The 24,842-nt window shown below is 57.2% G+C and carries 21 protein-coding genes and 1 pseudogene; 9 read left to right on the forward strand and 13 right to left on the reverse strand.

Going from position 1 to position 24,842, the window contains the following annotated elements:
* Window positions 1–8: 8 nt before the first annotated feature.
* The 11 genes from purD to ACYASS_RS09750 form a co-directional block, all read right to left on the reverse strand.
* Entirely contained in the window at window positions 9–1,301 is a 1,293-nt protein-coding gene (purD, locus tag ACYASS_RS09700; protein WP_463585974.1) for a phosphoribosylamine--glycine ligase, read from the reverse strand.
* Between the two features lie 155 nt (window positions 1,302–1,456).
* Window positions 1,457–3,064: a bifunctional phosphoribosylaminoimidazolecarboxamide formyltransferase/IMP cyclohydrolase gene (purH, locus tag ACYASS_RS09705; RefSeq protein ID WP_463585975.1), complete on the reverse strand. Its 1,608-nt coding sequence runs from the start codon at window positions 3,062–3,064 to the stop codon at window positions 1,457–1,459.
* 82 nt (window positions 3,065–3,146) lie between these two features.
* Window positions 3,147–3,467 carry a DNA-binding transcriptional regulator Fis gene (fis, locus tag ACYASS_RS09710; RefSeq protein ID WP_030128251.1) on the reverse strand — a complete coding sequence of 107 codons (321 nt, stop codon included), beginning with the start codon at window positions 3,465–3,467 and terminating at the stop codon, window positions 3,147–3,149.
* A complete protein-coding gene (gene dusB, locus ACYASS_RS09715) occupies window positions 3,464–4,477 on the reverse strand; it encodes a tRNA dihydrouridine synthase DusB (protein ID WP_463585976.1) in 1,014 nt (337 codons plus the stop codon). The genes fis and dusB overlap by 4 nt, the downstream gene beginning before the upstream one ends.
* A gap of 310 nt (window positions 4,478–4,787) precedes the next feature.
* Window positions 4,788–6,107: a DUF3426 domain-containing protein gene (locus ACYASS_RS09720; RefSeq protein ID WP_463585977.1), complete on the reverse strand. Its 1,320-nt coding sequence runs from the start codon at window positions 6,105–6,107 to the stop codon at window positions 4,788–4,790.
* Window positions 6,108–6,131: 24 nt separating this feature from the next.
* Window positions 6,132–7,010, reverse strand: a complete 879-nt coding sequence (prmA, locus tag ACYASS_RS09725) for a 50S ribosomal protein L11 methyltransferase (RefSeq protein WP_463585978.1) — start codon at window positions 7,008–7,010, stop codon at window positions 6,132–6,134.
* 129 nt (window positions 7,011–7,139) lie between these two features.
* Window positions 7,140–8,483, reverse strand: a complete 1,344-nt coding sequence (accC, locus tag ACYASS_RS09730; protein ID WP_463585979.1) for an acetyl-CoA carboxylase biotin carboxylase subunit — start codon at window positions 8,481–8,483, stop codon at window positions 7,140–7,142.
* A gap of 17 nt (window positions 8,484–8,500) precedes the next feature.
* Window positions 8,501–8,953: an acetyl-CoA carboxylase biotin carboxyl carrier protein gene (gene accB, locus ACYASS_RS09735; RefSeq protein ID WP_243245148.1), complete on the reverse strand. Its 453-nt coding sequence runs from the start codon at window positions 8,951–8,953 to the stop codon at window positions 8,501–8,503.
* An 82-nt stretch (window positions 8,954–9,035) separates the two neighbouring features.
* Window positions 9,036–9,488, reverse strand: coding sequence for a type II 3-dehydroquinate dehydratase (gene aroQ, locus ACYASS_RS09740; protein ID WP_122663072.1), 453 nt, complete (start codon window positions 9,486–9,488; stop codon window positions 9,036–9,038).
* Between the two features lie 129 nt (window positions 9,489–9,617).
* Complete coding sequence (locus ACYASS_RS09745) at window positions 9,618–11,411, reverse strand: protein-disulfide reductase DsbD (protein WP_463585980.1); 1,794 nt, start codon at window positions 11,409–11,411, stop codon at window positions 9,618–9,620.
* A 244-nt stretch (window positions 11,412–11,655) separates the two neighbouring features.
* Window positions 11,656–13,314 carry a diguanylate cyclase gene (locus ACYASS_RS09750; RefSeq protein WP_463585981.1) on the reverse strand — a complete coding sequence of 553 codons (1,659 nt, stop codon included), beginning with the start codon at window positions 13,312–13,314 and terminating at the stop codon, window positions 11,656–11,658.
* Between the two features lie 290 nt (window positions 13,315–13,604).
* Here ACYASS_RS09750 and ACYASS_RS09755 point away from each other — a divergent pair.
* From ACYASS_RS09755 to ACYASS_RS09770, 4 genes and pseudogenes are all read left to right on the forward strand, one after another.
* Window positions 13,605–14,111: pseudogene (locus tag ACYASS_RS09755) on the forward strand (Hcp family type VI secretion system effector).
* The gene (locus ACYASS_RS09760) at window positions 14,108–14,644 is read left to right on the forward strand and encodes a hypothetical protein (RefSeq protein WP_463585982.1); all 537 of its coding nucleotides are present in this window, start codon (window positions 14,108–14,110) and stop codon (window positions 14,642–14,644) included. The pseudogene ACYASS_RS09755 and the gene ACYASS_RS09760 overlap by 4 nt, the downstream one beginning before the upstream one ends.
* The gene (locus ACYASS_RS09765) at window positions 14,637–15,344 is read left to right on the forward strand and encodes a peptidoglycan recognition protein family protein (protein ID WP_463585983.1); all 708 of its coding nucleotides are present in this window, start codon (window positions 14,637–14,639) and stop codon (window positions 15,342–15,344) included. Before ACYASS_RS09760 ends, ACYASS_RS09765 begins: the two co-directional genes overlap by 8 nt.
* A gap of 8 nt (window positions 15,345–15,352) precedes the next feature.
* Entirely contained in the window at window positions 15,353–15,679 is a 327-nt protein-coding gene (locus ACYASS_RS09770) for a hypothetical protein (protein ID WP_193441884.1), read from the forward strand.
* A gap of 324 nt (window positions 15,680–16,003) precedes the next feature.
* Here ACYASS_RS09770 and ACYASS_RS09775 read toward each other — a convergent pair whose 3' ends face one another.
* Window positions 16,004–16,540 carry a BRO-N domain-containing protein gene (locus ACYASS_RS09775; protein WP_463585984.1) on the reverse strand — a complete coding sequence of 179 codons (537 nt, stop codon included), beginning with the start codon at window positions 16,538–16,540 and terminating at the stop codon, window positions 16,004–16,006.
* Between the two features lie 577 nt (window positions 16,541–17,117).
* On the opposite strand from ACYASS_RS09775, the gene ACYASS_RS09780 reads away from it, so the two are divergent.
* The 5 genes from ACYASS_RS09780 (at window position 17,118) to ACYASS_RS09800 (ending at window position 23,490) form a co-directional block, all read left to right on the forward strand.
* Window positions 17,118–18,197 (forward strand): DUF2333 family protein, encoded by a 1,080-nt coding sequence (locus ACYASS_RS09780; RefSeq protein ID WP_122663063.1) that lies wholly within the window; start codon window positions 17,118–17,120, stop codon window positions 18,195–18,197.
* A gap of 3 nt (window positions 18,198–18,200) precedes the next feature.
* A complete protein-coding gene (locus ACYASS_RS09785) occupies window positions 18,201–18,737 on the forward strand; it encodes an NUDIX hydrolase (protein ID WP_463585985.1) in 537 nt (178 codons plus the stop codon).
* Window positions 18,738–19,114: 377 nt separating this feature from the next.
* A complete protein-coding gene (locus ACYASS_RS09790) occupies window positions 19,115–19,486 on the forward strand; it encodes a translation initiation factor Sui1 (protein ID WP_243245133.1) in 372 nt (123 codons plus the stop codon).
* Between the two features lie 147 nt (window positions 19,487–19,633).
* A complete protein-coding gene (gene speA / locus ACYASS_RS09795; protein WP_122663059.1) occupies window positions 19,634–21,547 on the forward strand; it encodes an arginine decarboxylase in 1,914 nt (637 codons plus the stop codon).
* A gap of 530 nt (window positions 21,548–22,077) precedes the next feature.
* Entirely contained in the window at window positions 22,078–23,490 is a 1,413-nt protein-coding gene (locus ACYASS_RS09800; RefSeq protein WP_463585986.1) for a contractile injection system protein, VgrG/Pvc8 family, read from the forward strand.
* On the opposite strand, the gene ACYASS_RS09805 is transcribed toward ACYASS_RS09800, so the two are convergent.
* Window positions 23,459–24,820 carry an MATE family efflux transporter gene (locus ACYASS_RS09805; protein ID WP_463585987.1) on the reverse strand — a complete coding sequence of 454 codons (1,362 nt, stop codon included), beginning with the start codon at window positions 24,818–24,820 and terminating at the stop codon, window positions 23,459–23,461. The two genes, ACYASS_RS09800 and ACYASS_RS09805, sit on opposite strands and share 32 nt — an antisense overlap.
* Window positions 24,821–24,842 lie beyond the last annotated feature (22 nt).

Raw genomic sequence — 24,842 nt, forward strand, 5'->3', positions numbered from 1 at the left:
AAGGCTTGTTACAGGTCTTCACCACGCTCGCGGGCAATGGCGCGGTAGCCAATGTCACTGCGATAGAAGCAACCTTCCCAATCAACCTTTGCGGCCAGAGCATAGGCGTGTTTCTGAGCATCGCCTACTGTTTCGCCCAATGCAGTGGCGCATAGCACGCGACCGCCACTGGTCACTACCTGACCGTCCTGCAGTGCCGTGCCCGCATGGAACACTTTGCCTGGCAGTTGCGCGGCGTCATCCAGACCTTTGATCGCTGCGCCTTTGGCGTAATCGCCAGGGTAGCCGCCAGCGGCGAGGACGATGCCCAGACTAGGGCGCGGATCCCACTGAGCTTCCACTTTATCCAGCGCCTGAGCCAGAGCAGCTTCGACCAACAGGACCAGACTCGATTGCAGGCGCAGCATCACCGGTTGGGTTTCCGGATCGCCGAAGCGGCAGTTGAACTCGATAACCTTCGGGTTACCGGCTTTGTCGATCATCAGGCCTGCATAGAGGAAGCCAGTGTAGACGTTGCCTTCATCGGCCATGCCACGCACGGTCGGCCAGATGACCAGATCCATTACGCGCTGGTGAACTTCGGCGGTGACAACCGGGGCAGGGGAGTAGGCACCCATACCGCCAGTGTTCGGACCGCTGTCGGCGTCGCCAACACGCTTGTGGTCCTGGCTGGTGGCCATCGGCAGCACGTTCTTGCCGTCAACCATGACGATGAAGCTGGCTTCTTCGCCATCGAGAAACTCTTCGATCACGACCCGCGAACCGGCTTCGCCGAAAGCATTGCCAGCCAGCATGTCGCGCACGGCGTCTTCGGCTTCAGCAAGAGTCATGGCGACGATTACGCCTTTGCCTGCCGCCAGACCGTCGGCCTTGATGACGATCGGAGCGCCTTTTTCGCGCAGGTACGCCAGCGCAGGCTCGATTTCAGTGAAGTTCTGATAGTCGGCGGTCGGGATCTTGTGGCGCGCCAGGAAGTCCTTGGTAAACGCTTTCGAGCCTTCCAGCTGGGCAGCGCCAGCAGTAGGGCCGAAGCAGTCCAGATTGCGGCTGCGGAACAGATCAACCACACCGGCAACCAGTGGTACTTCCGGGCCGACAATGGTCAGGGAGACGTTCTTTTCAGCGAAATCCGCCAGTTGTTCAAGAGCCAGCACGTCGATAGCGACGTTCTCGCACTTCGCTTCGATGGCGGTCCCGGCATTGCCCGGTGCAACAAAAACCTTCACGACGCGTGGGTCCTGAGCGACTTTCCACGCCAGAGCGTGTTCGCGGCCACCACTGCCAATGATCAATACGTTCATTTCAAAAAACCTCGATGACGCCAACCCCTGTAGGAGTGAGCTTGCTCGCGATAAGGCCGGAACGGCCTTCAACTGGATCTGAATTTGAATCCTTTGCCAGCGCTTCGCGCTGGATCGCGAGCAAGCTCACTCCTACAGGATAAGTGAGCTATTAGTTAGTGACGGAAATGCCGCATCCCGGTGAACACCATGGCGATACCGGCTTCATCAGCCGCCGCAATCACTTCGTTGTCACGCATCGAGCCGCCAGGCTGGATCACCGCAGTGATGCCCACCTTGGCTGCGTTGTCGATGCCGTCGCGGAACGGGAAGAATGCGTCAGACGCCATGACTGCGCCCTGTACCTGCAAACCAGCGTGTTCAGCCTTGATCGCGGCGATACGAGCCGAGTTTACGCGGCTCATCTGGCCTGCGCCGACACCGATGGTCTGACGGTTCTTGGCGTAGACGATAGCGTTGGATTTAACGTACTTGGCGACTTTCCAGGCGAAGATCAAATCGTGGATTTCTTTTTCGCTTGGTGCGCGCTTGGTGACCACTTTGAGGTCATCAGCGGTGATCATGCCGATATCGCGGCTCTGTACCAGCAGACCGCCATTGACGCGCTTGTAGTCCCAAGCAGCGTCACGTTGAGCGGCCCATTGGCCAGTGCTCAGCAGGCGCACGTTGGCTTTGCTGGCAACAATCGCCTGTGCCTCGGCGCTGACGCTTGGGGCAATGATCACTTCAACGAACTGACGCTCGACGATGGCCTTGGCGGTCTCGGCGTCCAGTTCGCGGTTGAAGGCAATGATGCCGCCAAATGCAGATTCGGTGTCGGTTGCGTAGGCCAGTTCGTAGGCCTGACGGATGCCGCCTTCGTTGTCCAGCGCGACTGCAACGCCGCACGGGTTGGCGTGCTTGACGATAACGCAGGCTGGTTTTACGAAGCTTTTCACGCATTCCAGTGCAGCATCAGTGTCGGCCACATTGTTGAACGACAGTTCTTTACCCTGAAGCTGGGTCGCCGTGGCGATGCCGATTTCGGCCGGGTTGGCTTCAACGTAAAACGCCGCACTCTGGTGCGGGTTCTCGCCGTAGCGCATTTCCTGAGCCTTGACGAACTGGCTGTTGAAGGTGCGCGGGAATTCGCTGCGGCCTTCGGTGCTCAGGGTTTCGGCCTTCTGGTCAATGCTGCCCAGATAGTTGGCGATCATGCCGTCGTAAGCTGCAGTGTGCTCGAACGCCTTGAGCATCAGGTCGAAACGCTGAGCGTAAGTCAGGCCGCCAGCCTTGAGGCTTTCCAGTACCTGACCGTAATCGCTGGCGTTGACCACGATAGCGACATCTTTATGGTTTTTTGCTGCCGAACGGACCATCGTCGGGCCGCCGATATCGATGTTCTCAATAGCGGTCGGCAGGTCGCAACCCGGCTTGGCGACAGTGGCCTGGAATGGGTAAAGGTTGACCGCAACCAGATCGATCGGGTTGATACCGTGCTCGCTCATGATTGCATCGTCGATGCCGCGACGGCCCAGGATGCCGCCGTGGATTTTCGGATGCAGGGTTTTAACCCGGCCGTCCATCATTTCCGCGAAGCCGGTGTAATCAGCGACTTCTACCGCTGCGACGCCATTGTCCTGCAACAGCTTGAAGGTACCGCCGGTGGACAGGATTTCAACGCCAAGGGCTTCCAGTTCACGGGCAAATTCAAGGATGCCGGTCTTGTCGGAAACACTGATCAAGGCGCGGCGAATCGGCAGGCGGGTAGTCTGGTCGGTCATTTCAATTTCCATCAAGGCAAAAGCAAATGGATTCAGCAAAAAAGGCGACCTCGATAAGGGTCGCCTTTTTTGTATGGAATGCTTAAAGCAGGTCGTACTGCTTGAGTTTCTTGCGCAGGGTGCCGCGATTCAGGCCCAGCAGCTCGGATGCTTTCGTCTGGTTACCCTTGACGTAGTTCATCACGCACTCGAGCAGCGGCGCCTCGACTTCCGACAACACCAGGTTGTACACGTCAGTGACGGCAGCACCTTCAAGGTGGGCGAAATAATTGTGCAGCGCCTTCTCAACATTGCCGCGCAGGGTCTGGCCCTCTTCGCTCGGCGTGTTGAGGTGCTGTTTCAAATTGACGTTGTCGCTCACGGGTGTCGTTCCACTCACTAAAGTCTCAGTCATCATCGTCATGCGGCCACCTCTTCTTCTTGCCCTGTTTCCGGGCTTTTGTAGCGTTCGCTGAAGAACTCGCGAACGTTGGCGCACTGTGCTTCCGTATCTTGCAAACGATTGAAGTGGGCGCGAAACTCCCTGGCGCCCGGCAAGGTTGCGAGATACCAGCCAACGTGCTTGCGCGCTATTCGCACGCCCAGCACATCGCCGTAGAAAACGTGAAGCGCTGCCAGATGCTCTAGCAGAATGCGTTCCACTTCACCCAACTGCATTGCCGGCAATATTTCGCCAGTACGAAGGTAGTGTTCTATTTCGCGAAAAATCCACGGACGCCCTTGGGCAGCCCGTCCAATCAATAACCCGTCAGCACCGGTCGCTTGCAGCACATGCCGGGCTTTGTGGGGGGAATCAATATCGCCATTGGCGAACACAGGAATCGAAATCGCCTGTTTGATCGCGGCAATGGTGTCGTATTCGGCTTCACCGGTGTACAGATCGGCCCGGGTCCGTCCATGAACGGCCAGCGCCTGAATTCCGGCCTGCTCGGCGATTTTCGCCACTGTCAGGCCATTCTTGTTATCCCGGTCCCAGCCGGTGCGGATCTTCAGGGTGACCGGTACATCGACCGCGGCCACTACGGCCTGCAGGATTTCACTCACCAGTTGTTCGTCTTTCAACAATGCTGAACCGGCTGCCTTGTTACAGACTTTCTTGGCCGGACATCCCATGTTGATGTCGATGATCTGCGCGCCCAGTTCCACATTGGCGCGCGCCGCATCGGCGAGCATCTGCGGATCACCACCGGCGATCTGTACCGAGCGGGGCTCGGGATCACCTTCGTGGATCATGCGCAGACGCGATTTGCGGCTGTTCCACAGGCTCATGTCACTGGTGACCATTTCCGAAACCACCAGGCCCGCACCGAGTTGGCGACAGAGCTGACGAAAGGGCTGGTCTGTGACGCCCGCCATAGGAGCGAGAATCAAGCCGTTCTGCAATGTATACGGACCGATGCGTACCGCCGACATAGGTGTGCCTGTTGTGGGGGCCGAATCATGGCAAACCGTGTGTAATGCGTTATCTACACGGTCCGTTCGAGCCCGGCCTGACAAGTGCTTATGCGCCTCTCAGACCGAATCCAGAGTAAGAAAAAGGGTTGGCATGATACCCGCTCTCGATGACTGGATAAAGGCTGAATTGGATAAAATCTGAACAGTTGTTGCCGGACCAGTGGCGGTTTTACGGTCTACTGCGCTGCCGTGATGTGCTGCTGAAGGCTCGGGCGCTGATTTGCGTCCGATCAACGGCAATTCATTTCGTCGCTCTGCGCTGCCGGGGTTATTCCGGCGATCGGAAGCTGAGGCTGTAATTCACCGCTTTTGCACCCGGGTCGAGAATGTCCAGCGCAATATGGATCGGTGTCTGCGGTGGCATCTCTTCTTTTCCGGCGATTTCGCCGCTCAAGTATTCGGCAGGCTTGAATCGACGGCTGGCAATCAGCTGACCGCTGGTGTCGGCAAAGCGCAGCTCCAGCAGCGGGAACGGCTGAGAGAAGGGCGCGCGGTTGTAGATGATTGCATCGACCACCAGCGCGCCTTTGAACTCAGGATGGCTGCGCACGACCAGATTGCTGCTTTTGAGCTGGTTGATATCGACCTTGGACGGGACCTTGCAGTCGATCTGTGGGCAAATCATCTGGAACCACGGACGGTACTGGTCCTGGCGTGCCAGCTCGTCGAAGTGATACCACACGTACTGTCCGGCCAGTCCGGCCAGGGCTATCAAGGTCAGCAGGGTCCAGATCAGCTTGCGGCCCCAGCGGGATTTGGGCGGTTGCCAGTCCAGTTGCAATGGATCGTCGGTCAGGTCCAGCAGCGCCTGATCACGAACGCCGGGCTCGGTGCGCTCACGGCGTGCACGGGAATCGTGCTGCGGCTCGTCCATTTCATCGCTGTCGTCATCCAGCGCCGAAAAACGTGATGGTTTTTCATTGCTCGACGTTTTGCGCGGAATCGGGGCGGCCACTGTGGGCTCATCGTCATCCAGGTGATGGTCACTCAGCGAAAACGATGGCTCGGTTCTGCCATCGCGCGAGTCGGACTCTTGCTCGGGCAAAATTTCGGGTTCGGGGATGACCTCGGCATGCAGCTCGGGCAATTGGCTGACATCGTCATTGGGCAGGCTGTCGACCCAATCGTCCGGGTCCGCATGAGTGCCGTCGCGACGGGCAGACAGTGCCGAATCATCGTGGCGGGGTGATTCCTGGCCAAACGTTTCGGGCAGCTGGATTTCACGCTGTTCGAGGCGGGCCAGCTCTTCATCCAGGTCCAGGCTGTCCAGATCCAGAGCGTTGGCCTTCCAGGACTCGGGAGCTTCGAAGCTTTCCACGACCGGTGTTTGCGCGGTGACTGGCTCGCTTTGCACTACCGGCAGCGTTTCAGCAGCTACCGGGACCGGCAGTGCGTCCGTAACCGCTGTTTGTGCCGGCTCGGCGGCGGCCTGCTGGTTGCTGCGTTGTTCCAGCAGTTGCTTGGCAGCATTGAAAACCTGCAGGCACGCACCACACCGCACCACGCCGCGTGCCACGCTCAATTGTGCGTGGCTGACTCGGAAACTGGTCTGGCAGTGCGGGCACTGAGTGACAAAACTGTCGGTCATGCGGCTATCCGGTTAAAGCGGTGATTAACGGCGACGGCCAGTGATACGAACCCAACCATCACGGTTGGCAATCGGATCGAGCTCGAAGGTGTCGGCATAAGCAGCAGCAACTTCTTCGCCCTGTTCGGCAAGAATGCCGGAAAGCGCCAGGCGACCACCGGTCTTGACCAGTGTGGCCAGTTGCGGCGCCAGGGCGACCAACGGACCGGCAAGAATGTTGGCAACCAGTACGTCGGCCTGTTGTGGCGGCATGTCTTCAGGCAGATACAGCTCGAAGCACTCCGGCGCAATGTTGTTGCGACCGGCGTTATCGCGCGATGCTTCCAGTGCCTGTACGTCGATATCGGTGCCCACCGCCTTTTTCGCGCCCAGCAGCAAGGCGGCGATGGCCAGGATGCCCGAGCCGCAACCAAAGTCCAGCAGGTCGCAACCATTCAGGTCCTGACCGTCGAGCCATTCCAGGCACAGCGCAGTGGTCGGGTGCGTTCCAGTACCAAACGCCAGACCTGGATCGAGCAGCAGATTGACAGCTTCAGGTTCCGGCGCGGCGTGCCAGCTTGGCACGATCCACAGGCGTTGACCGAAACGCATCGGCTGGAAGTTATCCATCCAGCTGCGCTCCCAGTCCTGATCTTCGATAACTTCGCTCATGTGCTCCGGCAGCTCGGCGTCGGTCAGCAGGCGTAGGTGCGCCAGAACGTGCTCGGCGTCAGTGTCGGCTTCAAACAATGCCAGCAGGTGCGTGTTCGACCACAGCGGCGTGGTGTTGAGTTCCGGCTCGAAGATCGGCTGATCTTCAGCGTCCATGAACGTGACCGATACGGCGCCAACTTCGAGAAGGGCGTCTTCGTAGGTTTCGGCTTGTTCAGGACTGATGGCGAGACGGACTTGCAGCCAGGGCATGGCGGGTTACCTTCGAGTGAAAAATGATTCTGCAATTGCGTGCAGCGGGAAACGCGCAAGTTTACTGTGCTGCGCCACAAACAACAAAGCCGCTTTGAAAGCGGCTTTGTTGATCCGGAGCAAGGAGGCTTATTGATTGGCCAGCTTGTGTTCCAGGTAGTGAATGTTGACGCCGCCTTCGCAGAAGCCTTCATCACGGGTCAGATCACGGTGCAGCGGGATGTTGGTCTTGATGCCATCGACCACGATTTCGTCCAGAGCGTTGCGCATGCGAGCCATGGCTTCATCGCGTGTCGCGCCCCAGGTGATCAGCTTGCCGATCAACGAGTCGTAGTTCGAAGGAACCTTGTAACCGCTGTACAGGTGCGAGTCGACACGCACACCGTTACCGCCTGGCGCGTGGAAGTGTTTGACCAGACCTGGACTCGGGATAAAGGTTTTCGGATCTTCAGCGTTGATCCGGCATTCCAGCGAGTGCCCGTGAATGACAACGTCATCCTGGGTAAACGACAGTTTGTTGCCGGCGGCGATGCTGAGCATCTCCTTGAGGATGTCGATACCGGTGACCATTTCCGAAACCGGGTGCTCTACCTGAACGCGAGTGTTCATCTCGATGAAGTAGAAACGGCCGTTCTCGTACAGGAACTCGAATGTACCGGCACCACGATAGCCGATATCCACACACGCTTTCACGCAGGCGGCGAACACATCTTTACGGGCTTGTTCGTCGATGAACGGTGCCGGAGCTTCTTCCAGAACCTTCTGGTGACGGCGCTGCAGAGAGCAGTCACGGTCGCCCAGGTGAATGGCGTTGCCCTGGCCGTCGGAAATGACCTGGACTTCCACGTGACGCGGGTTGGTCAGGTATTTTTCCAGATAGACCATCGGGTTGCTGAACCAGGCAGCCGCTTCGGCACGGGTCTGCTTGGCCGCTTCGATCAGGTCTTCTTCCTTGTGCACAACGCGCATGCCGCGACCACCGCCGCCGCCAGCGGCCTTGATGATCACCGGATAGCCGACTTCACGGCCGATGCGCAGCGCGGTTTCTTCGTCTTCCGGCAACGGGCCGTCAGAACCAGGAACGGTCGGCACTTTGGCGCGCTTCATGGCGTCCTTGGCGGAAACCTTGTCGCCCATCAGGCGGATGGTTTCAGCTTTCGGGCCGATGAAGGCGAAGCCGGATTTCTCGACCTGTTCGGCAAAGTCGGCGTTTTCCGCGAGGAAGCCGTAGCCCGGGTGAATCGCCGTGGCGCCGGTCAGCTCTGCAGCCGAAATGATGGCCGGGATGTTCAGGTAAGACAGATTGGCTGGTGCCGGACCGATGCAGACAGTTTCGTCTGCCAGGCCCAGGTGCATCAGCTCACGGTCTGCCGTGGAATGTACCGCGACGGTCTTGATGCCCAGTTCTTTACAGGCACGCAAGATACGCAAGGCGATTTCGCCGCGGTTGGCGATCAGGACTTTTTCCAACATCGCAGGCTCTCCCCGGTTCAAACGATGGTGAACAGCGGCTGGTCATACTCAACCGGCTGACCGTTTTCTACCAGGATCGATTCGATCACACCGCTGACTTCAGCTTCGATGTGGTTCATCATTTTCATCGCTTCAACGATGCAGATGGTGTCGCCTTTCTTGACGGTCTTGCCGACTTCAACGAACGCTGGCGAGCCAGGCGCTGGAGTGCGGTAGAACGTACCTACCATTGGCGATTTAACAACGGTGCCGTTCAGTTTCGGTGCCGAAGGGGCTTCAGCTGCAACCGGAGCAGCAGCTACAGGTGCTGCAACTGGAGCGGCTACCGGAGCAGGCGCGTAGTACGGTTGTGCTGGAGTCTTGCTGTGACGGCTGATCCGTACGGATTCTTCGCCTTCACGAATCTCCAGCTCGTCGATGCCAGATTCTTCCAGCAGTTCGATCAGTTTCTTGACTTTACGGATATCCATTAATCATCAACTCCCAAGGGTCGGTCAGGGGTAAAAAGTTGTTAGTGGTTCGGGTCATGCAGCGCAGCCTGTGGCTGTGCGGTCATGACTTCGAACTGACGGCCAATTGTTCCAGGGCGGCCTCCAGGGCCATTCGGTATCCGCTGGCGCCAAGGCCGCAGATCACACCTACAGCAACATCTGAAAAGTAGGAGTGATGGCGGAAAGCTTCACGTTTGTGCACGTTCGAGAGGTGCACTTCGATGAATGGGATGCTCACTCCCAGCAACGCGTCACGTATTGCAACACTGGTGTGTGTAAATGCAGCCGGATTGATGACGATAAAATCCACGCCTTCATCGCGTGCAGCGTGGATCCGGTCAATCAATTCGTACTCGGCATTGCTTTGCAGATACATCAGATGGTGGCCGGCTTCGCGAGCCCTTGTTTCCAGATCCTGATTGATCTGAGCCAGGGTAACTGCGCCGTAGATACCCGGTTCGCGGGTGCCCAGCAGGTTTAGGTTAGGGCCATGCAGTACCAGAAGAGTCGCCATCGGATGTTCCTTGTTATGGTTGCGAGCATCAAAGCCCGGCGACTATGCCGCAAACATCCTTGTACTGTCCAGTTAACTGCAATAGCTGGCACGATTACCGAAGTTCGCGAAAAGTTTGTGACTCATTGGCTAGATTTGGTCATTTGCTCTAATCAACCGCTCTATCAGGCTTTTCGCGTCGATTTCGCCGACGACACGAACATCGCTGCGCTCGTCGCCATTTTTGCCGAAAATCAGCAGTGCAGGCGGGCCAAACAACTTATAGCGATCCAGCAGGGCGCGTTGTTCGGCGTTGCTTTGCGTCATGTCAAAGCGGATCAGACGGAAGCCTTCAAGCTGGCTGATCACGCCGGGATCAGGCAAAACTTCATGTTCGATCACCTTGCAACTGATGCACCAGTCCGCGTACCAATCCAGCATCAACGGCTGGCCTGCATTTTTTGCTTCGCCAAGCACCCGGTCCAGCTCGGCACCGCTGGTGATGGTCTGCCACTCGGTTTTATTTGCCGGTGCGGCTCCATTGTTGCCGAGTGCTGCTTGTGGTCGACCCAGGGGGCGAGTCGGATCGGTCTGGCCACTCCAGGCGCCGAACCAGCAGGTCAAAGCATAGACCAGTAAAAAAAGCCCCAGCAGTTGCGACAACCGTTGGCGGGTATTTTTTGCACCAAACTCCAGCGCACCGAGGAACAAAGCGACGCCTGCCGCCAACAGACCAGTCAGCAGCAGGGTGATCTGGCCGGGTAGAACACGGCTGAGTAACGCGATGGCCAAACCCAACAGCAGCACGCCAATGGCATTTTTAACCGTGACCAGCCAAGGGCCGCTTTTCGGCAGCCAGGTCGCGCCGCCGGTAGCGACCAACAGCAGTGGTGCGCCCATACCCAGGCCTAGCGCGAAAAGCTTCAACGCCCCGCCCAGCGCGTCGCCGCTGGCACTTATATAAAGCAGAGCACCGGCCAGTGGCGCAGAAACACAGGGTGAGACCAGCAGGCTGGAAACCACGCCCAGCACGGCGGCACCCCATAACGAGCCTCCCTCGGTTTTACCTGCGATCCGGTCCAGCCGGTTGCTGAGTGCCTGGGGCAGCCGCAGCTCGAACGCGCCGAACATTGCGATGGCAAAAACGACGAAGAACAGCGAGAACGGCACCAGTACCCAGGCCGATTGCAGACGAGCCTGCAAATTCAGGCCCGCACCGAACATGCCCATCAGCGCACCCAGCGCGGCAAAGCTGATTGCCATCGGTAGCACGTAGGCGAGTGAAAGGCTCAAGCCGCGTAGCCCGCCGACCTGGCCGCGCAGCACCACGCCCGAAAGAATCGGCAGCATGGGCAGTACGCACGGTGTGAAGGTCAGGCCGATACCGGCGAGGAAGAACAGCGCCAGTTCTTTCCAGCTCCAGCCGGGACTGGTCGCAGTGGTGGGGGATGAAAGTACAGCCGTGGCAGCCGCCGCGGGATCACCAATCGTCAGCCGTTCGGTTTCGGGCGGGTAACACAAGCCTTTGTCTGCGCAGCCCTGATAGGTCACGACCAGTGTGAACGGTCGGTTGTCGCCCGGTTTACGCGGCAAGTCGATGTCGAGGATCCCGTGGTAGACCTCTACATCGCCAAAGTACTCGTCGTGCTTCTTTTCGCCATCCGGTAGTTGCGCTGCGCCCAGGCCAATGTCGGCGGGTTCGGTGCGGAACTGAAAACGGTGGCGATAAAGGTAATAGCCTTCGGTGGCGACGAAACGCAGCTTGATCGACTCGGGAGTGGTGTCGATCAGATTCAGTTGGAAGGCCTGACGAACGGGCAGGAAATCCTTGCTGTTATCCAGCGCCGCGCCACCGAGCGTGGCGTTGGGGCGGCTGTCCAGCAGACCCGCGCCGGTTGCAGGCAGGGCGAGGATCAATAGCAGCAGGCATAACAAGCGGCGCATGGCAGTCTCGAGTCGCAAAAGTTTGCGCATGATAGCGGAGTGTTTCACAGCGTGCAGGAATGGGGTTTGTAAGTGGGGGTTTCCGACGCTCCCGGCAATCAACCCATAACTGGCTAGGCACGCTGGGTTATGTGGGAGCGAATTCATTCGCGAAGGGGCCGGTACATCCGCAGAAAACTTGTCGTCATGAATACCGTCTTCCCGAATGAATTCGGTCCTACCAGTCTTGCGGTTGCGCGGTGAATTAGGCCTTGTCGGCCACACTCAACAACAGCGAGCTCTGCTTCGCGTCATATTCCAGAAACACATGATTACGCCCGGCATGTTTGGCGCGATACAGCGCTTCGTCGGCGCGGGAGGCCAGTAGCAGGCTGTCGTCCTTGTCGCTCATCTCCACGACCCCGGCGCTAAAGGTGCAGAACAGATCAGCCGGTTGCGCGGGGTAGTGAATTTCAGCAAAGCGTCGACGAATCTCATCAAGCACCAGATGGGCGCTCTGGATGTCTGTGTCAGGCATCACGATGGCGAATTCTTCTCCGCCATAACGGCCGATGTAGTCGGTTTTGCGCAGCCGTTGCTTGAGGAACAGCGCGAGGCTCTTGATCACACGGTCGCCCATGGGGTGGCCGTGGCTGTCATTGACTTTCTTGAAGTGGTCAATGTCGAGCATCGCGAAGCACAGCCGTTGATTTTCCCGGCGCGCGCGGAAACTGCAGTCTTCCAGCAATTGCAGGATATGGGTGTGGTTATAAAGGCCGGTCAGGCTGTCGCGTACCATTCGCGCTTTGAGGTTGCGGGCCCGTGCAGCACGGTTGCGTACAGTGGTAATCAGATGGCGCGGTTTGATCGGCTTGGTCAGGAAGTCATCGCCGCCTTCGCTCATTGCATCCAGCTGCTTGTCCAGGTCATCTTCGGCAGACAGATAAATGATCGGCACACTGACATAACGGTCGTTGTGGCGGATAACTTTGGCCAGTTCGGTACCGGTACAGCCTGGCATGTACATATCAAGGATGATCAAGTCCGGCTGGAAGTCAGCGAGCTCGGCCATGGCCTGGATCGGATCGAGCAGCGTACGAGTCACAATCCCGGCGCTGTTCAGCAGGCGTTCGGTGTGTAAGGCCTGTGCGCGGGAGTCATCGATAATCAGCACCTTGTAGGGCTCGTATTGCGCCACACAGGTGAGAATTTCTATTTTTTCCAGCAGGCTCGAAGCTTCCAGCGTGCCGGTCAAAAACTCTTCGCCCCCGGCACGCACCGCGGCGAGTCTGGTCGGGGTATCGGTCTCGTGATGGCTGAAGAACAGCAGCGGCAATTTTTGCTCAAGGCCTTGCTGAACCCCTGCCGCCAGTTTCAGGCCTTCGCCTTGGCCGCAGAAGTCCACATCAATCACGATAGCTGCCGGGTGACGATGAGCCATAGCTGCGTGGAAATTATCCAACCCATCGACGGCCTGAGCGAACAGGCCAAAAAATTCTAGCTGCTTGGTCAGGCGCTCGGCGCGGTCAAAATCCTGCAGCGCTATATAGATAGGCTTGCGAAGAGGAGGCAGGGCGGTTTGTTCAAAGCGGTCACCGTGGCGCAGCCCGGTACGCGACAAGCGCTGCATCAAACTGTTGAGTTCGGTAATCAGGGCGCTGCTTAAACGACCGCGATTAGCCTCGACCCCTTCCAGCGACGCATTGATGGCTTGTGCCAGCTCGATATGCTCGGTCTGTTCAAAACGCTCGGCGAAGCGCAGCAAACGCTGGTTGGCGTCCTGAAATTCCGTCATATCCGCCGCAGACCATTCGCCCTGCTGCAGCCGCTGCCAAGCCTCAAGAATCTGACGTGCCTGATGGATGACGCGCTGAGCGAAATGATGTTTGAGACGATCGCGACTTGGATCTGCTGGCTCGGTCATATCGGGCTACGTGTGTGTTCTCTGGTAGATCACTGCTGGCGCTATGCTACCACCTACTTTCCGCCTCGAACGTGCCCTAAGTCAAATAATTGGCAACAATTCGATGACTGGAGAGTTTCGTGAGTGCTGCGGGTGGGTGAAGGCCGCTATTGTAGGACCAAAGCTTAACTGCCTAGTTGTTTGGCGGGAATCCTGAGGGCGTGGCGTAGGGTATTTCTGAATTTTTCGGCGGTTGATTTTGGGGGAATTGGCGCTGGTAGGGTGGCGGCACATCCATCAGGAGCAGGCCGATGCCACATCCCGCTTACATGACCATCCAAGGAACCCAACAAGGCCTCATCACTGCAGGGGCACTGGGCGAACAGTCGATGGGCAATGCCTGGCGCCAGGGTCATGAGGACCAGATTCTGGTTCAGGCCATCAACCACGCGATTATGGTTCCAGGTGGTGCGCGGGAAGGGCATAGAAAGCACAAGCCTCTAATCATTACCAAAGCCATCGACAAATCGTCACCGCTCATTTACGCGGCGCTCAGCAACGGAGAGCCCCTGACCAAATGCACGCTGGATTTCTATCGCAACGCGGCAGTTGGTGGCGAAGAGCTTTTCTAAAGCGTGGAGATCAAGGAGGCGCTCATCGTGGGTGTTGAGATGATCATGCCTCACTGCCAGGAGTTGGCGACCGCTCATTTCACCCAGCTTGAAAGAGTGCATTTTGCTTACCAGGTCATTCGCTGGAGACACAAGATCGCCGGCACCGTTGCTTACGATGAGTGGCTTGGTGAGAGTTCGTTTTGAAACTAATCAGTGCGCAATACCCGCTGCCCGAGGAACTGGCTAACGCTTATTCGCCTGACGAAGCACGAATATTGGTCAAGGACGCATTTGAGCGAGGCGACAGCATCGAAGGTCTTGCTCAGCTCAAGCGTGAGCAGATGATCAACTTTGATAACGAAGGTTTGGACCCGGTGTCCAGCGGTGAATGGCTGCTTGTTAAAGATGGCGCTTATTACTTTGACTGGGGCCAGTTCAAGAGGCCGGTGCGAGGGCGGAAGTCTGAGCAGCTTGTGATGGAGCGGCTTCGTGTGCATCAGGATCAGCAGGCGGTTCGGTATGGACAGGTTTTTTATGCAGCCGACACAGATGGAATGCCGTTGGCAAACAGACGATATATTGCTGTGGTCAACGGTAAGCATCTCAGCGGTTATACCGATGCAGAAGGAGTGGCCTACATAGCGGCGTCTTCAGCGGGGGAGAAAATCGAGGTGCATTTTTTGTTCAAAGCTCCTACGGGACTTATCGAAGATTTTATGGAGCACGCTAATGACTAGGGAATATGTCGCTCACACAAGTGCAAAAGTCGTTCAGATAGGGAATATAACTCACCGTATTACCGTCAACGATAGAGCTGCTACGCGAGCAACGATTTTTCGACGTATTACGGCGGCGGGCTTTCCGGCGATTGAGAGATCTGAGTGGACAGCCCGTAAGGTGGAGGCCGAACTTGACTCTGATTGGGACTATTCGATGATCTCGATCCACCATGCGGGTCGTGCGTTTATCTGTGATCCCGGCGCTTTGCAGATGAAGGATGTCGAGGCAATGCATCTGAAACAAAATTACGGTGACGTGGGTTATCACTTCGGGATTGATTGTTCAGGCTTCATATTTGAAGGGCGAGATATACGCTTCAAAGGTAGCCACATGCTTGATTTCAATACCGGTGCTATCGGAATTGTTTTGCTGGAGAATTTAGCGACGGTTGAGGAGGGGGGCGATCTATACGCAAAGGTGAGGACGGGGGTTCGGGACAGCGTTGGTTATGATGCAACGCGGGCGATTCCGGCTCGGCAGCTGGATGCGACTCTCGCACTTATTCAGGCCCTAAAGAGTGTGTTCAATATTTCTGTATTAGGTGCGCACCGAGAATTTCCGTTTCAGGGCAATAAAATCTGTCCTGGTAATGTCGGGCTTGAATTGGTTAAAGTATTGCGTACAAAAATGAATTTTCTTGCGCCACCTACGTCATGAAGAGAATAGTGCTGATCTTTTTGGTCGTTTTGTATTTCGTTTTGAACTATGGATACTATGATTATCTAGAAGACGCCGATCTGGAGACGATTCCTTTCAAGAAAAAATATTTAACTCTGCAAATTAAGTTTCATAATATTTTTGCGAATCAGGGTGAGGGTAAGACCTTGCGGGAGCTTTCGTTGGAGGATAGGCAGCGAGTTATCGATTATTGCAAATATAGACTTGGAATAATTACTGCGCTCTCTACTGAGGCGGATCTTGAGCGATGCAGCTACGGCCACAGCCCAGGGCACTTTAATTCAGATCCTCCCTTAAGTAACGCGGGTGAGTGACTTCGTTTTAAATATGCATGGATAACCATTGTTCATTGACTTGGCATGAAAAATAATGCTGCTTATGCCCAGGTCAGCTCTAGTCAATGAGCGCTTAACTGCCGTTGCACTATCGAGCACTACCCAGCTTGTAATCATGATATGCCCGCCAAATTATTTAACATTTCGTCACGGTGGTTTTTAATGGGAATTCTCCTGTCGTTTATCGTAGCCGACAGTCAGCCGCGTGGACTACGGAGTTGATCGCATTGTCCATTGGGTTGGCTCTTTTAACCGTTGAAATATACAGGACCCGATTTGTGATCAGGATGAGGCCATGGTTTTTCAGAAAGGTGCTCGCTCCTTATTGGTGATACCCAACCCACGCTTAATCCGCCCCCACCAACTCACCGGCCTGACCTGCAACCCCTCTCGCCCCGGCAATAAGCTCGGCATGTCCCGCAGCCTGATCCACGGTTCATTTTGCCAATGGATAACGCCCAGTTCGCCGCCTTGCCATTCCAGTCGCGCGGGCGTCGGGCTGTTATGCAGTGAATGAATGCGTGCGGCGAACAGCGTAGGAATGACTTCATGGGTGATCCACTGGCGCAACTGGCTATTGGCCGGGTGATGGTGGTGGACCAGCAATGCGTAAGCAGCGGATTCACTGACCATGAGCATTTCCTGCGCCTCGCCGTAGTAGTTCAGGGTCAGGGTGCAGCGCTGGTCGGGGTCGAGTTTGCGGACCAGCCGGTTTTCAAGGAACAGGCCCATCAAACGACCAAGGTCGCGGGCGCAGAACCAGGCTTGTTGCTCCATGATAAGGGCGTGCAGATGGCGTTTCTGATGGGTGAATCGTAGGGGTTCGAAAGGCGTGTCCATGCTGTCTGTCCTTATTAATGCAAAAGGCGTCGGGAGCTAAGAACACCAACAACCAGTGCCGGCATATTCCCCCGAAGGGTCTTGTATTAGCCGACTCCCGACATGACAGACGTGCAGATGCATTAAACGGCTGCGCTAAGTGACCTTAGCGCAGGCGCAAAAAAACCGCTGTCTATCGTGGCGGGTGTACGGTTGTCAGAGTTCTTAGGCTCAGGGCGGGAATGATCAAAGAGCAGCCGTTTTGGGTCAATGGCCAATGCTGTAGGACGTTTCTGGTTTTGTTGTGGTCATTAGTTGCTGTTCTCTATGACACCGCGCTCCCTGTAGGAGTGACCGGGGTGGCGATCCACCTTGCTCGCGATGGCGTTCTTTCTGTGAGTGACTCTTGGAATGACGGAATGCATCGCGAGCAAGCTCACTCCTACAGGTCCTTCGTTTGCCGGGCGACTGTGGTGCATCAGACCTGAACTCGTGAGCCATCCTCAACAAAACCTCCCACCTCGACATACCTGCAAAAGGCACCTTGCTGTAAGGTTGCGGTCAGAGCACTGAACCCCGTGATTGAAAGGACATAGCCATGCTGGATTGGAAGAACCGCGCAGGCAGCGCGAAAGAGCGCGTCGATGAACCGGCTTCGGTCAAGCGCCGTGGTTACCTGGGCGGGCTGTTTTACAGCCGTGCACTGGGTGCCGTGGTCGCGATTTACCTGGTGGTCACATTGCTGATCGGCTGGTACTGGAGCAGTGAACCGGCGTTGTTCCCCGTCCAGCAAAATGCTCAGGCTGCGGCCGAGCGCGAAGGCAAGCAGATGGTGATTGGATACACCACTGTTGAAACCCTGAAAACCGTCGTAGGCACGCTGCTCGACAAGCGCGGCGGTTATCTGTCCAACGACCGCATGCCGCCAGGCTTGTGGCTGGACAATATTCCTAGCTGGGAATACGGCGTGATGTTCCAGGTGCGGGATTTGAGCCGTGCCTTGCGTAAGGATTTCTCTCGCTCGCAATCTCAATCGGCGGAAGACGGTGACTTGGCCCGCGCTGAGCCGTTGTTCAACTTCAGCAACAACAGCTGGGTTCTGCCTTCCAGCGAGTCTCAGTATCGCGAAGGCATTGCGGCGCTGAATCGCTATGAAGCGCGTCTGTCTGACCCGAATTCAAAGACTGCGCTGTTCTATGCGCGTGCTGACAACCTCAGCAACTGGCTGGGGGACGTTAATACCCGTCTGGGTTCGCTGTCGCAGCGTCTTTCGGCCAGCGTTGGCCGTGTGAAACTCAACAGCACCCTGAAAACCGAAGCGGTGGTGGCGGTAAAGCCGGGCGAAGTGCCTCAGGTTGATGAGGAGATCGTTGAGACACCATGGCTGGAAATCGACAACGTGTTCTATGAGGCACGCGGTCAGGCTTGGGCGCTGTCGCACTTGCTGCGCGCCATCGAAGTCGATTTTGCCGACGTGCTGGCCAAGAAAAACGCCACCGTCAGCGTGCGTCAGATCATTCGCGAGCTGGAAGCTTCGCAAGAACCGCTGTGGAGCCCAATGGTGCTCAACGGCAGCGCGTTCGGTGTTTTGGCTAACCACTCGTTGGTCATGGCTAACTATATTTCCCGCGCCAACGCCGCTGTGATCGACCTTCGTCAATTGCTGTCGCAGGGCTGATTGATGTCGTTCTCAACCACCGAGGCTGCGCACCGCGCCGCCTCGGACGCTGAACTGATCGCTTGGGTTGATGAGCTGGACCAGCCGCTCGGGGGCATGGTCCGCTCGCAACTACGCGAAGCCGGGCTGATCGGCCGTGGCACTTATATTCTGGTGTTTAATTCCGCAGGCGAGTTATGCGTGCATCGCCGTACGCTGAGCAAAGCCATCTACCCCGGTTACTGGGATGTCGCGGCGGGCGGCATGGTGCAGGCAGACGAGAGCTACGCCGAGTCGGCTGCACGGGAACTGGCCGAGGAGTTGGGGGTGAGTGGCGTGCCGCTGACGGAGCACGAGCATTTCTTCTTCGACCAACCGGGTAACCGGCTCTGGTGCGCGGTGTTCTCGGCGGTCTGGGACGGGCCTTTGACATTGCAGCCCGAAGAGGTGCTGGAGGCGCGCTTCATTCCTGTGGATGAGGCCCTGCACGAAGCTGAACTAAAGCCGTATTGCCCGGATTCGGTGGCGGCGTTGAAGCGGTATCTCGAGAGTGGTCTGTAGTTCCTGGGCAAGACTCTATGTCTGGCTGGATATTTTTTGTGCTTGAACCGACGCTATCGCGAGCAAGCTCACTCCTACAGACGACCACAAACCCCTGTAGGAGTGAGCTTGCTCGCGATAGCGTCGGCTCATGTCACATAGAATCTCAGACAAAACACAGTCATTTCCAGCGCGGCGAGTTGACGGCCACGTCGCAAATGTTGAGTAAATTGGCGCACATTGACCCTTAGCAACGGGGCTATTTGCCGTTACACTGCGCGACCTTTTCAAGCTGGTCGGGGTTTCCGTCCAGTTGCGCTGCCCCTGCCTGAGTGGGGCTTCGCGGCCGACTATTATTGATGTCGACCAATCTTCAGTCCTCAACAAGAGGATTTGCGGTGGCTAAAAAAGCCTCATCCTTCGCCGCCTTGGGTGGCCTGGTATTTTCCACCGACGCAGGACGGCATTGTCCCGACTGTCGTCAGCCCATTGATGCCTGCATCTGCAAACAGACGCTTATCCCGGAAGGGGATGGCATCGCCCGTGTGCGCCGCGAAAGCAAAGGCCGCGGCGGTAAAACGGTGACGACTATTAGCGGCGTGCCATTGCCTGAAGATGGTCTCAAGGATCTGGCCAAGACCCTCAAGCAACGTTGCGGAACCGGCGGAGCGCTCAAGGACGGGGTGATCGAGATTCAGGGCGATCATGTCGAACTGCTGCTGGCCGAGCTGATCAAGCAGGGCTTCAAGGCGAAGAAATCCGGCGGCTGATGGCAAGACAGGCCGCATGCAAACTCTGGCTTGCATCGTGGGTCTATTCTCCATCAGTGCCTGGCACCAAACCGTCACTTGCACTCTTTACACTGCGCGCAGCCTGTCTATGGCTGGCGCTACCTGACTTTTCTATAGGGGACTTCGATGTCCGTACGACGCACACGTAAAGACGATGGCAGCCAATGGACCGTTGCGGACAGCCGCAGCGTCTATGGTATTCGCCATTGGGGCGCTGGTTATTTCGCGATCAATGAAGCGGGTCGTGTTGAAGTTCGTCCCAATGGGCCGGGCAGTTCGCCTATCGATCTTTACGAGCAAGTCGACGATTTGCGCAAGAGCGGGCTGAGCCTGCCGTTGCTGGTGCGTTTCCCCGATATTCTGCAAGACCGCGTACGTCAGTTGACCGGCGCCTTCGACGCTAACATTGCGCGTCTGGAATATCAGAGCCAATACACTGCGTTGTACCCGATCAAGGTGAACCAGCAGGAAGCGGTGGTGGAAAACATCATCGCCACCCAGAACGTATCGATCGGTCTTGAGGCTGGCTCCAAGCCTGAGCTGATGGCTGTGCTGGCGCTGGCCCCTAAAGGCGGGACCATCGTTTGCAACGGTTATAAAGATCGCGAGTTCATTCGTCTGGCCTTGATGGGCCAGAAGCTGGGTCACAACGTGTTCATCGTGATCGAGAAAGAATCCGAAGTTGAGCTGGTCATCGAAGAAGCCGCCGAACTCAAGGTCGAGCCACAAGTAGGTTTGCGCGTGCGCCTGTCTTCTTTGGCGTCCAGCAAATGGGCGGACACCGGCGGCGAGAAATCCAAGTTTGGTCTGTCTGCGGCGCAATTGCTGTCGGTGGTCGAGCGCTTCCGCAAGGCAGGTCTGGACCAGGGCATTCGCCTGCTGCACTTTCACATGGGTTCGCAGATCGCCAACCTGGCGGATTATCAGCACGGCTTCAAGGAAGCGATTCGTTACTACGGCGAACTGCGCAACCTCGGTCTGCCAGTGGATCACATCGACGTGGGCGGCGGCCTCGGTGTCGATTACGACGGTACTCACTCGCGTAATGCCAGTTCCATCAACTACGACATGGACGATTACGCCGGTGTGGTAGTGGGCATGCTCAAAGAGTTCTGCGACGCGCAGGGCCTGCCGCATCCGCACATTTTCTCGGAAAGTGGCCGCTCGCTGACCGCGCACCACGCGATGCTGGTCGTGCAAGTCACCGACGTCGAAAAGCACAACGACGAAGTGCCGGTGATCGAGGACAAGGAAAGCCTGCCGGAAACGCTGCAATGGCTGGTTGATCTACTCGGGCCGACCGATATTGAAATGGTCACTGAAACCTACTGGCGCGCTACTCACTACATGAGTGACATCGCGACCCAGTACGCCGATGGCAAAATCTCCCTTTCGCAAAAAGCCCTGGGTGAGCAGTGCTACTTCGCTGTTTGCCGTCGCTTGCACAACTCGTTGAAAGCGCGCCAACGTTCCCACCGTCAGGTGCTGGATGAACTCAACGACAAGCTGGCCGATAAGTACATCTGTAACTTCTCGGTATTCCAGAGCCTGCCAGATACCTGGGCTATTGATCAGGTGCTGCCGATTATCCCGCTGCACCGCCTGAACGAAGAGCCGCTGCGTCGTGCCGTGTTGCAGGATCTGACCTGCGACTCTGATGGCAAGATCAATCAGTATGTGGACGAGCAGAGCATCGAAACCAGCCTGCCGGTGCATGGCCTGAATGAAGGCGAAGACTACCTGCTGGGCGTGTTCCTCGTCGGCGCGTATCAGGAAATCCTGGGCGACATGCACAACCTGTTCGGTGATACCGACTCGGTGAACATCTATCAGAACCCGGATGGCAGCGTTTATTCCGCTGGCATCGAGACTCACGACACCATCGAAGACATGCTGCGCTACGTGCACTTGTCGCCGGAAGAACTGATGACCCATTACCGGGACAAAGTCGCCAGCGCCAAAATCACCCCACGTGAACGCACTTACTTCCTGGATGCATTGCGGTTGGGGCTGACAAGGTCTTCTTACCTGTCTTCTTGATGATCTCGCGCCGTGCTGTCTCGCGGCCATCACTGGACCGGTAGGAGCTAACTTGTTGGCGAAGCTTCATATCTGTGTACACAGGTCTGACGTCTCGCGAACAAGTTCACTCCTACCGGTTCGATGTTTGCTGCACGACGGTGTGGGGTCAGAAACAAAGCGGCATTGGTGTTCCTGGCACCGCGCTGTCTCGTGGCCATCACTGGACCGGTAGGAGCTAACTTATTGGCGAAGCTTCATGTCTGTGTACACAGGTCTGACGTCTCGCGAACCAAGCTACTGGACTGAAATGCATTTTCTGTAGGAGCTGCCGAAGGCTGCGAAGCATTGATCCTGATACACCGTGATCGCAGCCTTCGGCAGCTCCTACAGGTTAGATGTGGTGCGGGGATTGCTTTCCAGCTTAGGCCTGCTTCTCTGCTCCGCTTTCCTAATCCTCTGTAGGCAACGTCCTATTCTTCGTTTCGCTCTCTACCCGAGGGTTCTTCTCGGCCAGAATCCACGGCCGCGTCCCTGTAGAGAACACCTCCATGCCCGGCCCAGTTGTCGCTCATCACTTTAATCTCGACATCCTCCCTCTGTTTCGAGGTTTGCAGGTGTTGTCGTTTACTGGAACGGAAGCCATCAGTGAGGCTTTTGTCTTTGAGCTGGAAGTGCTGGTCGACGAGCCGCATCTGGATCAGCAGGGCCTGATGTATCGCGTTGCTTTTTTAAGTTTTCAGGGTGAAAAAACAGGTATTCACGGGCAGATTCACAGTGTCGTACGCAGTCACTACAAGCCTGGACCCGCGTGTTACAGGCTGTCCCTTGGGCCTCGGCTCACCTGTTTGTCACAGCGTTACGCGCCTCGGGTTTTCCAGCATCTAAGCGCGCCGCAGATCATCGGTCAGGTGCTGCAGGAGCATGGCTTTCGGGAGGGCAGTTTTCGCTTCGACCTTAGAGCCGAGTACCGTAAGCGTGATTTTTGCTCGCAATACCGGGAGTCTGATCTGCAACTGGTGCAGCGGTTGTGTGCGGAAGAGGGCATCCACTTCCATTTCCATCATTCCCGCAAAGACCATGAGTTGGTGTTCGGCGATGGTTTGCGGGTCTTTCGCCGGACCTCTACTGCTATCTTTCAGCAGGTGCCGAGGCAGGCTGGCGTCACGCACTTCGCGGTGACACCTGAAGGCGATGAGCAAACCGACCATACCCGTCAGAAAGGCGAAGGCGAAAGCACGTTGTCCTTTGTTTCGTCCGGGCATTTATTGCCGCTCAAAGGGCATCCGGAGAAGGGCTTGAATCATTTATGGTTGGTGACTCATGTCGTGCATCGTGGTTTCGATACCCGGCAGTTGCACAACCTCGTCTCCTCCGAGAAGGGTATGTACGTCAATCAGTTTCAGGTCGCACCCTGGGAAGCGGGTTTCAAACCGCCGCCGCGACCGCGAGCCTTAGTTGCGACCATCCAGTGTGCCTATGTCGTTGGCCTGGCAGATGAGCCCGCGAGGCCAGACGCCCAAGGGCGGATCAATGTGCAATTTGACTGGGGGTATCCGGGGCAGGCTTCTGCATGTGGCAATTGCTGGTTACCGGTGGTTTCGTACCTGATCACAACCCTGCGTGGGGGGATGCGGGTCGTCGTGAGTTTTACCGACGGGGACATGGACCAGCCGGTGATCAGCGCCTGTGTCTGGCAATCGACCGACGTCATCGCTGATCCGCCTGAACAACGCAGGCCTCCACATCGGCTTGAGGTGAACCTGAACCCTCTGACAACAGCAGGCGGCGAGTCATGGGTTCAGATTGAAGGTGGCTCACGGATCAGCTATCAGGAGGGCTGCGAGCTGTCCTTCACGGTGGGCGACAGCACCCTGAGCATCAACGCCGAGGGACTGAAACTGAGTAGCCCGCAAATCCTGCTGGCGACGCCTACTGAGCCTGATGCTGAACCGGAGCATTGAACCAGGCTCCGCTCTTGCTCAGCCGCCAGGTAACGAAGCCCAGAGTCAAAGCCCGTAGCAGCATGAACAGCAAGAGGGTCAGCCATAGCCCGTGGTTGCCGAAGCTCTGCAGTGCGTAAGCGAAAGGCGCCACCAGCACCATATTCACCAGCATGGTGTTGCGCATCTCACGGGCACGGGTGGCACCGATGAACAGGCCGTCGAGCAAGTAGCTCCAGACCGCCAGCAACGGCAGTGCTGCCAGATAGGGCAAGTAGATGAAAGCTGTTTCGCGCACTTCGGCAATGTCAGTTTGCAGGCTGATAAATAAATGCCCTGCCACCAGGAACAGCAAGGCAAACGCCACGCTCGCAATCAATGACCAACCTCCGGCGACGGTCAGTGAGCGGCGTAAGGCAATGCGGTTTTTCGCCCCGATGGCGTGCCCGCAGAGAGCCTCGACGGCATGGGCCAGCCCGTCCAGGGCGTGAGCGGTAAGCAACAGGCCATTGAGCAGCAATGCGTTGGCCGCCACTGTCGCGTCGCCGAGTCGTGCGCCTTGTACGGTGATCAGGAAAAACACCGATTGCAGCACCAGGCTGCGGATGAAGATATCGCGGTTCACCGCCAGCAGGGGCCTCCATTTTTCCCAGCGCTTCAAGCCTGCCCACAACATCTGGCCGGGCCAGGCCAAAAGGGTTTTGCGGGTCAGTGCGAGGCCGAGCAGCGCACCGGTCCACTCGGCGATGACCGAAGCGCGCGCCGAGCCGACGACGCCCCAGTCCAGACCGAGCACGAACCACAGGTTCAGGGCGATGTTGACCAGATTGGTGGTGAGCAGAATCATCAGCGGCGCGCGTGCGTTTTGGGTTCCGAGAAACCAGCCGACCAAGGCATAACCGGCCAGTGCGGCGGGCAGTCCGAGCAGTCGGGTATGGAAAAACGCCTCGGTGAGCTGTTGCAGGTCACTGGAGGGTTGCATCATGTTCAGCGCCATGTGGCTGAACGGCAAGCCGACCACGCCTAGCAATAGCGCAAGCCCCATCGCCAGCAGCAAGCCTTGCAGCAGTATCTGACGCAGGGCGGAGCCATCGTTGCGTCCGGCGGCCTGGGATGCAAAGCCCGTAGTGCCCATGCGCAGGAAGCCCATGGTCCAGGCGAGGAAGGTGTACAGCGTCGCGCCAACTGCCACGGCACCCAGTTGATGAGCGTGGGGCAGATGGCCAATCACCGCGCTGTCGACCAGCGCCACTAACGGAACGGAAATGTTCGACAGGATCATCGGCGCAGCCAACGCCCAGACGCGGCGATGGGTTGCGCGGTCGTGCCAGTCGTTGAGCAGGTTGGACATGAAGGCTCCCTGGGAAGGCGGG

The organism is Pseudomonas sp. HP_14 (genome assembly GCF_055283875.1).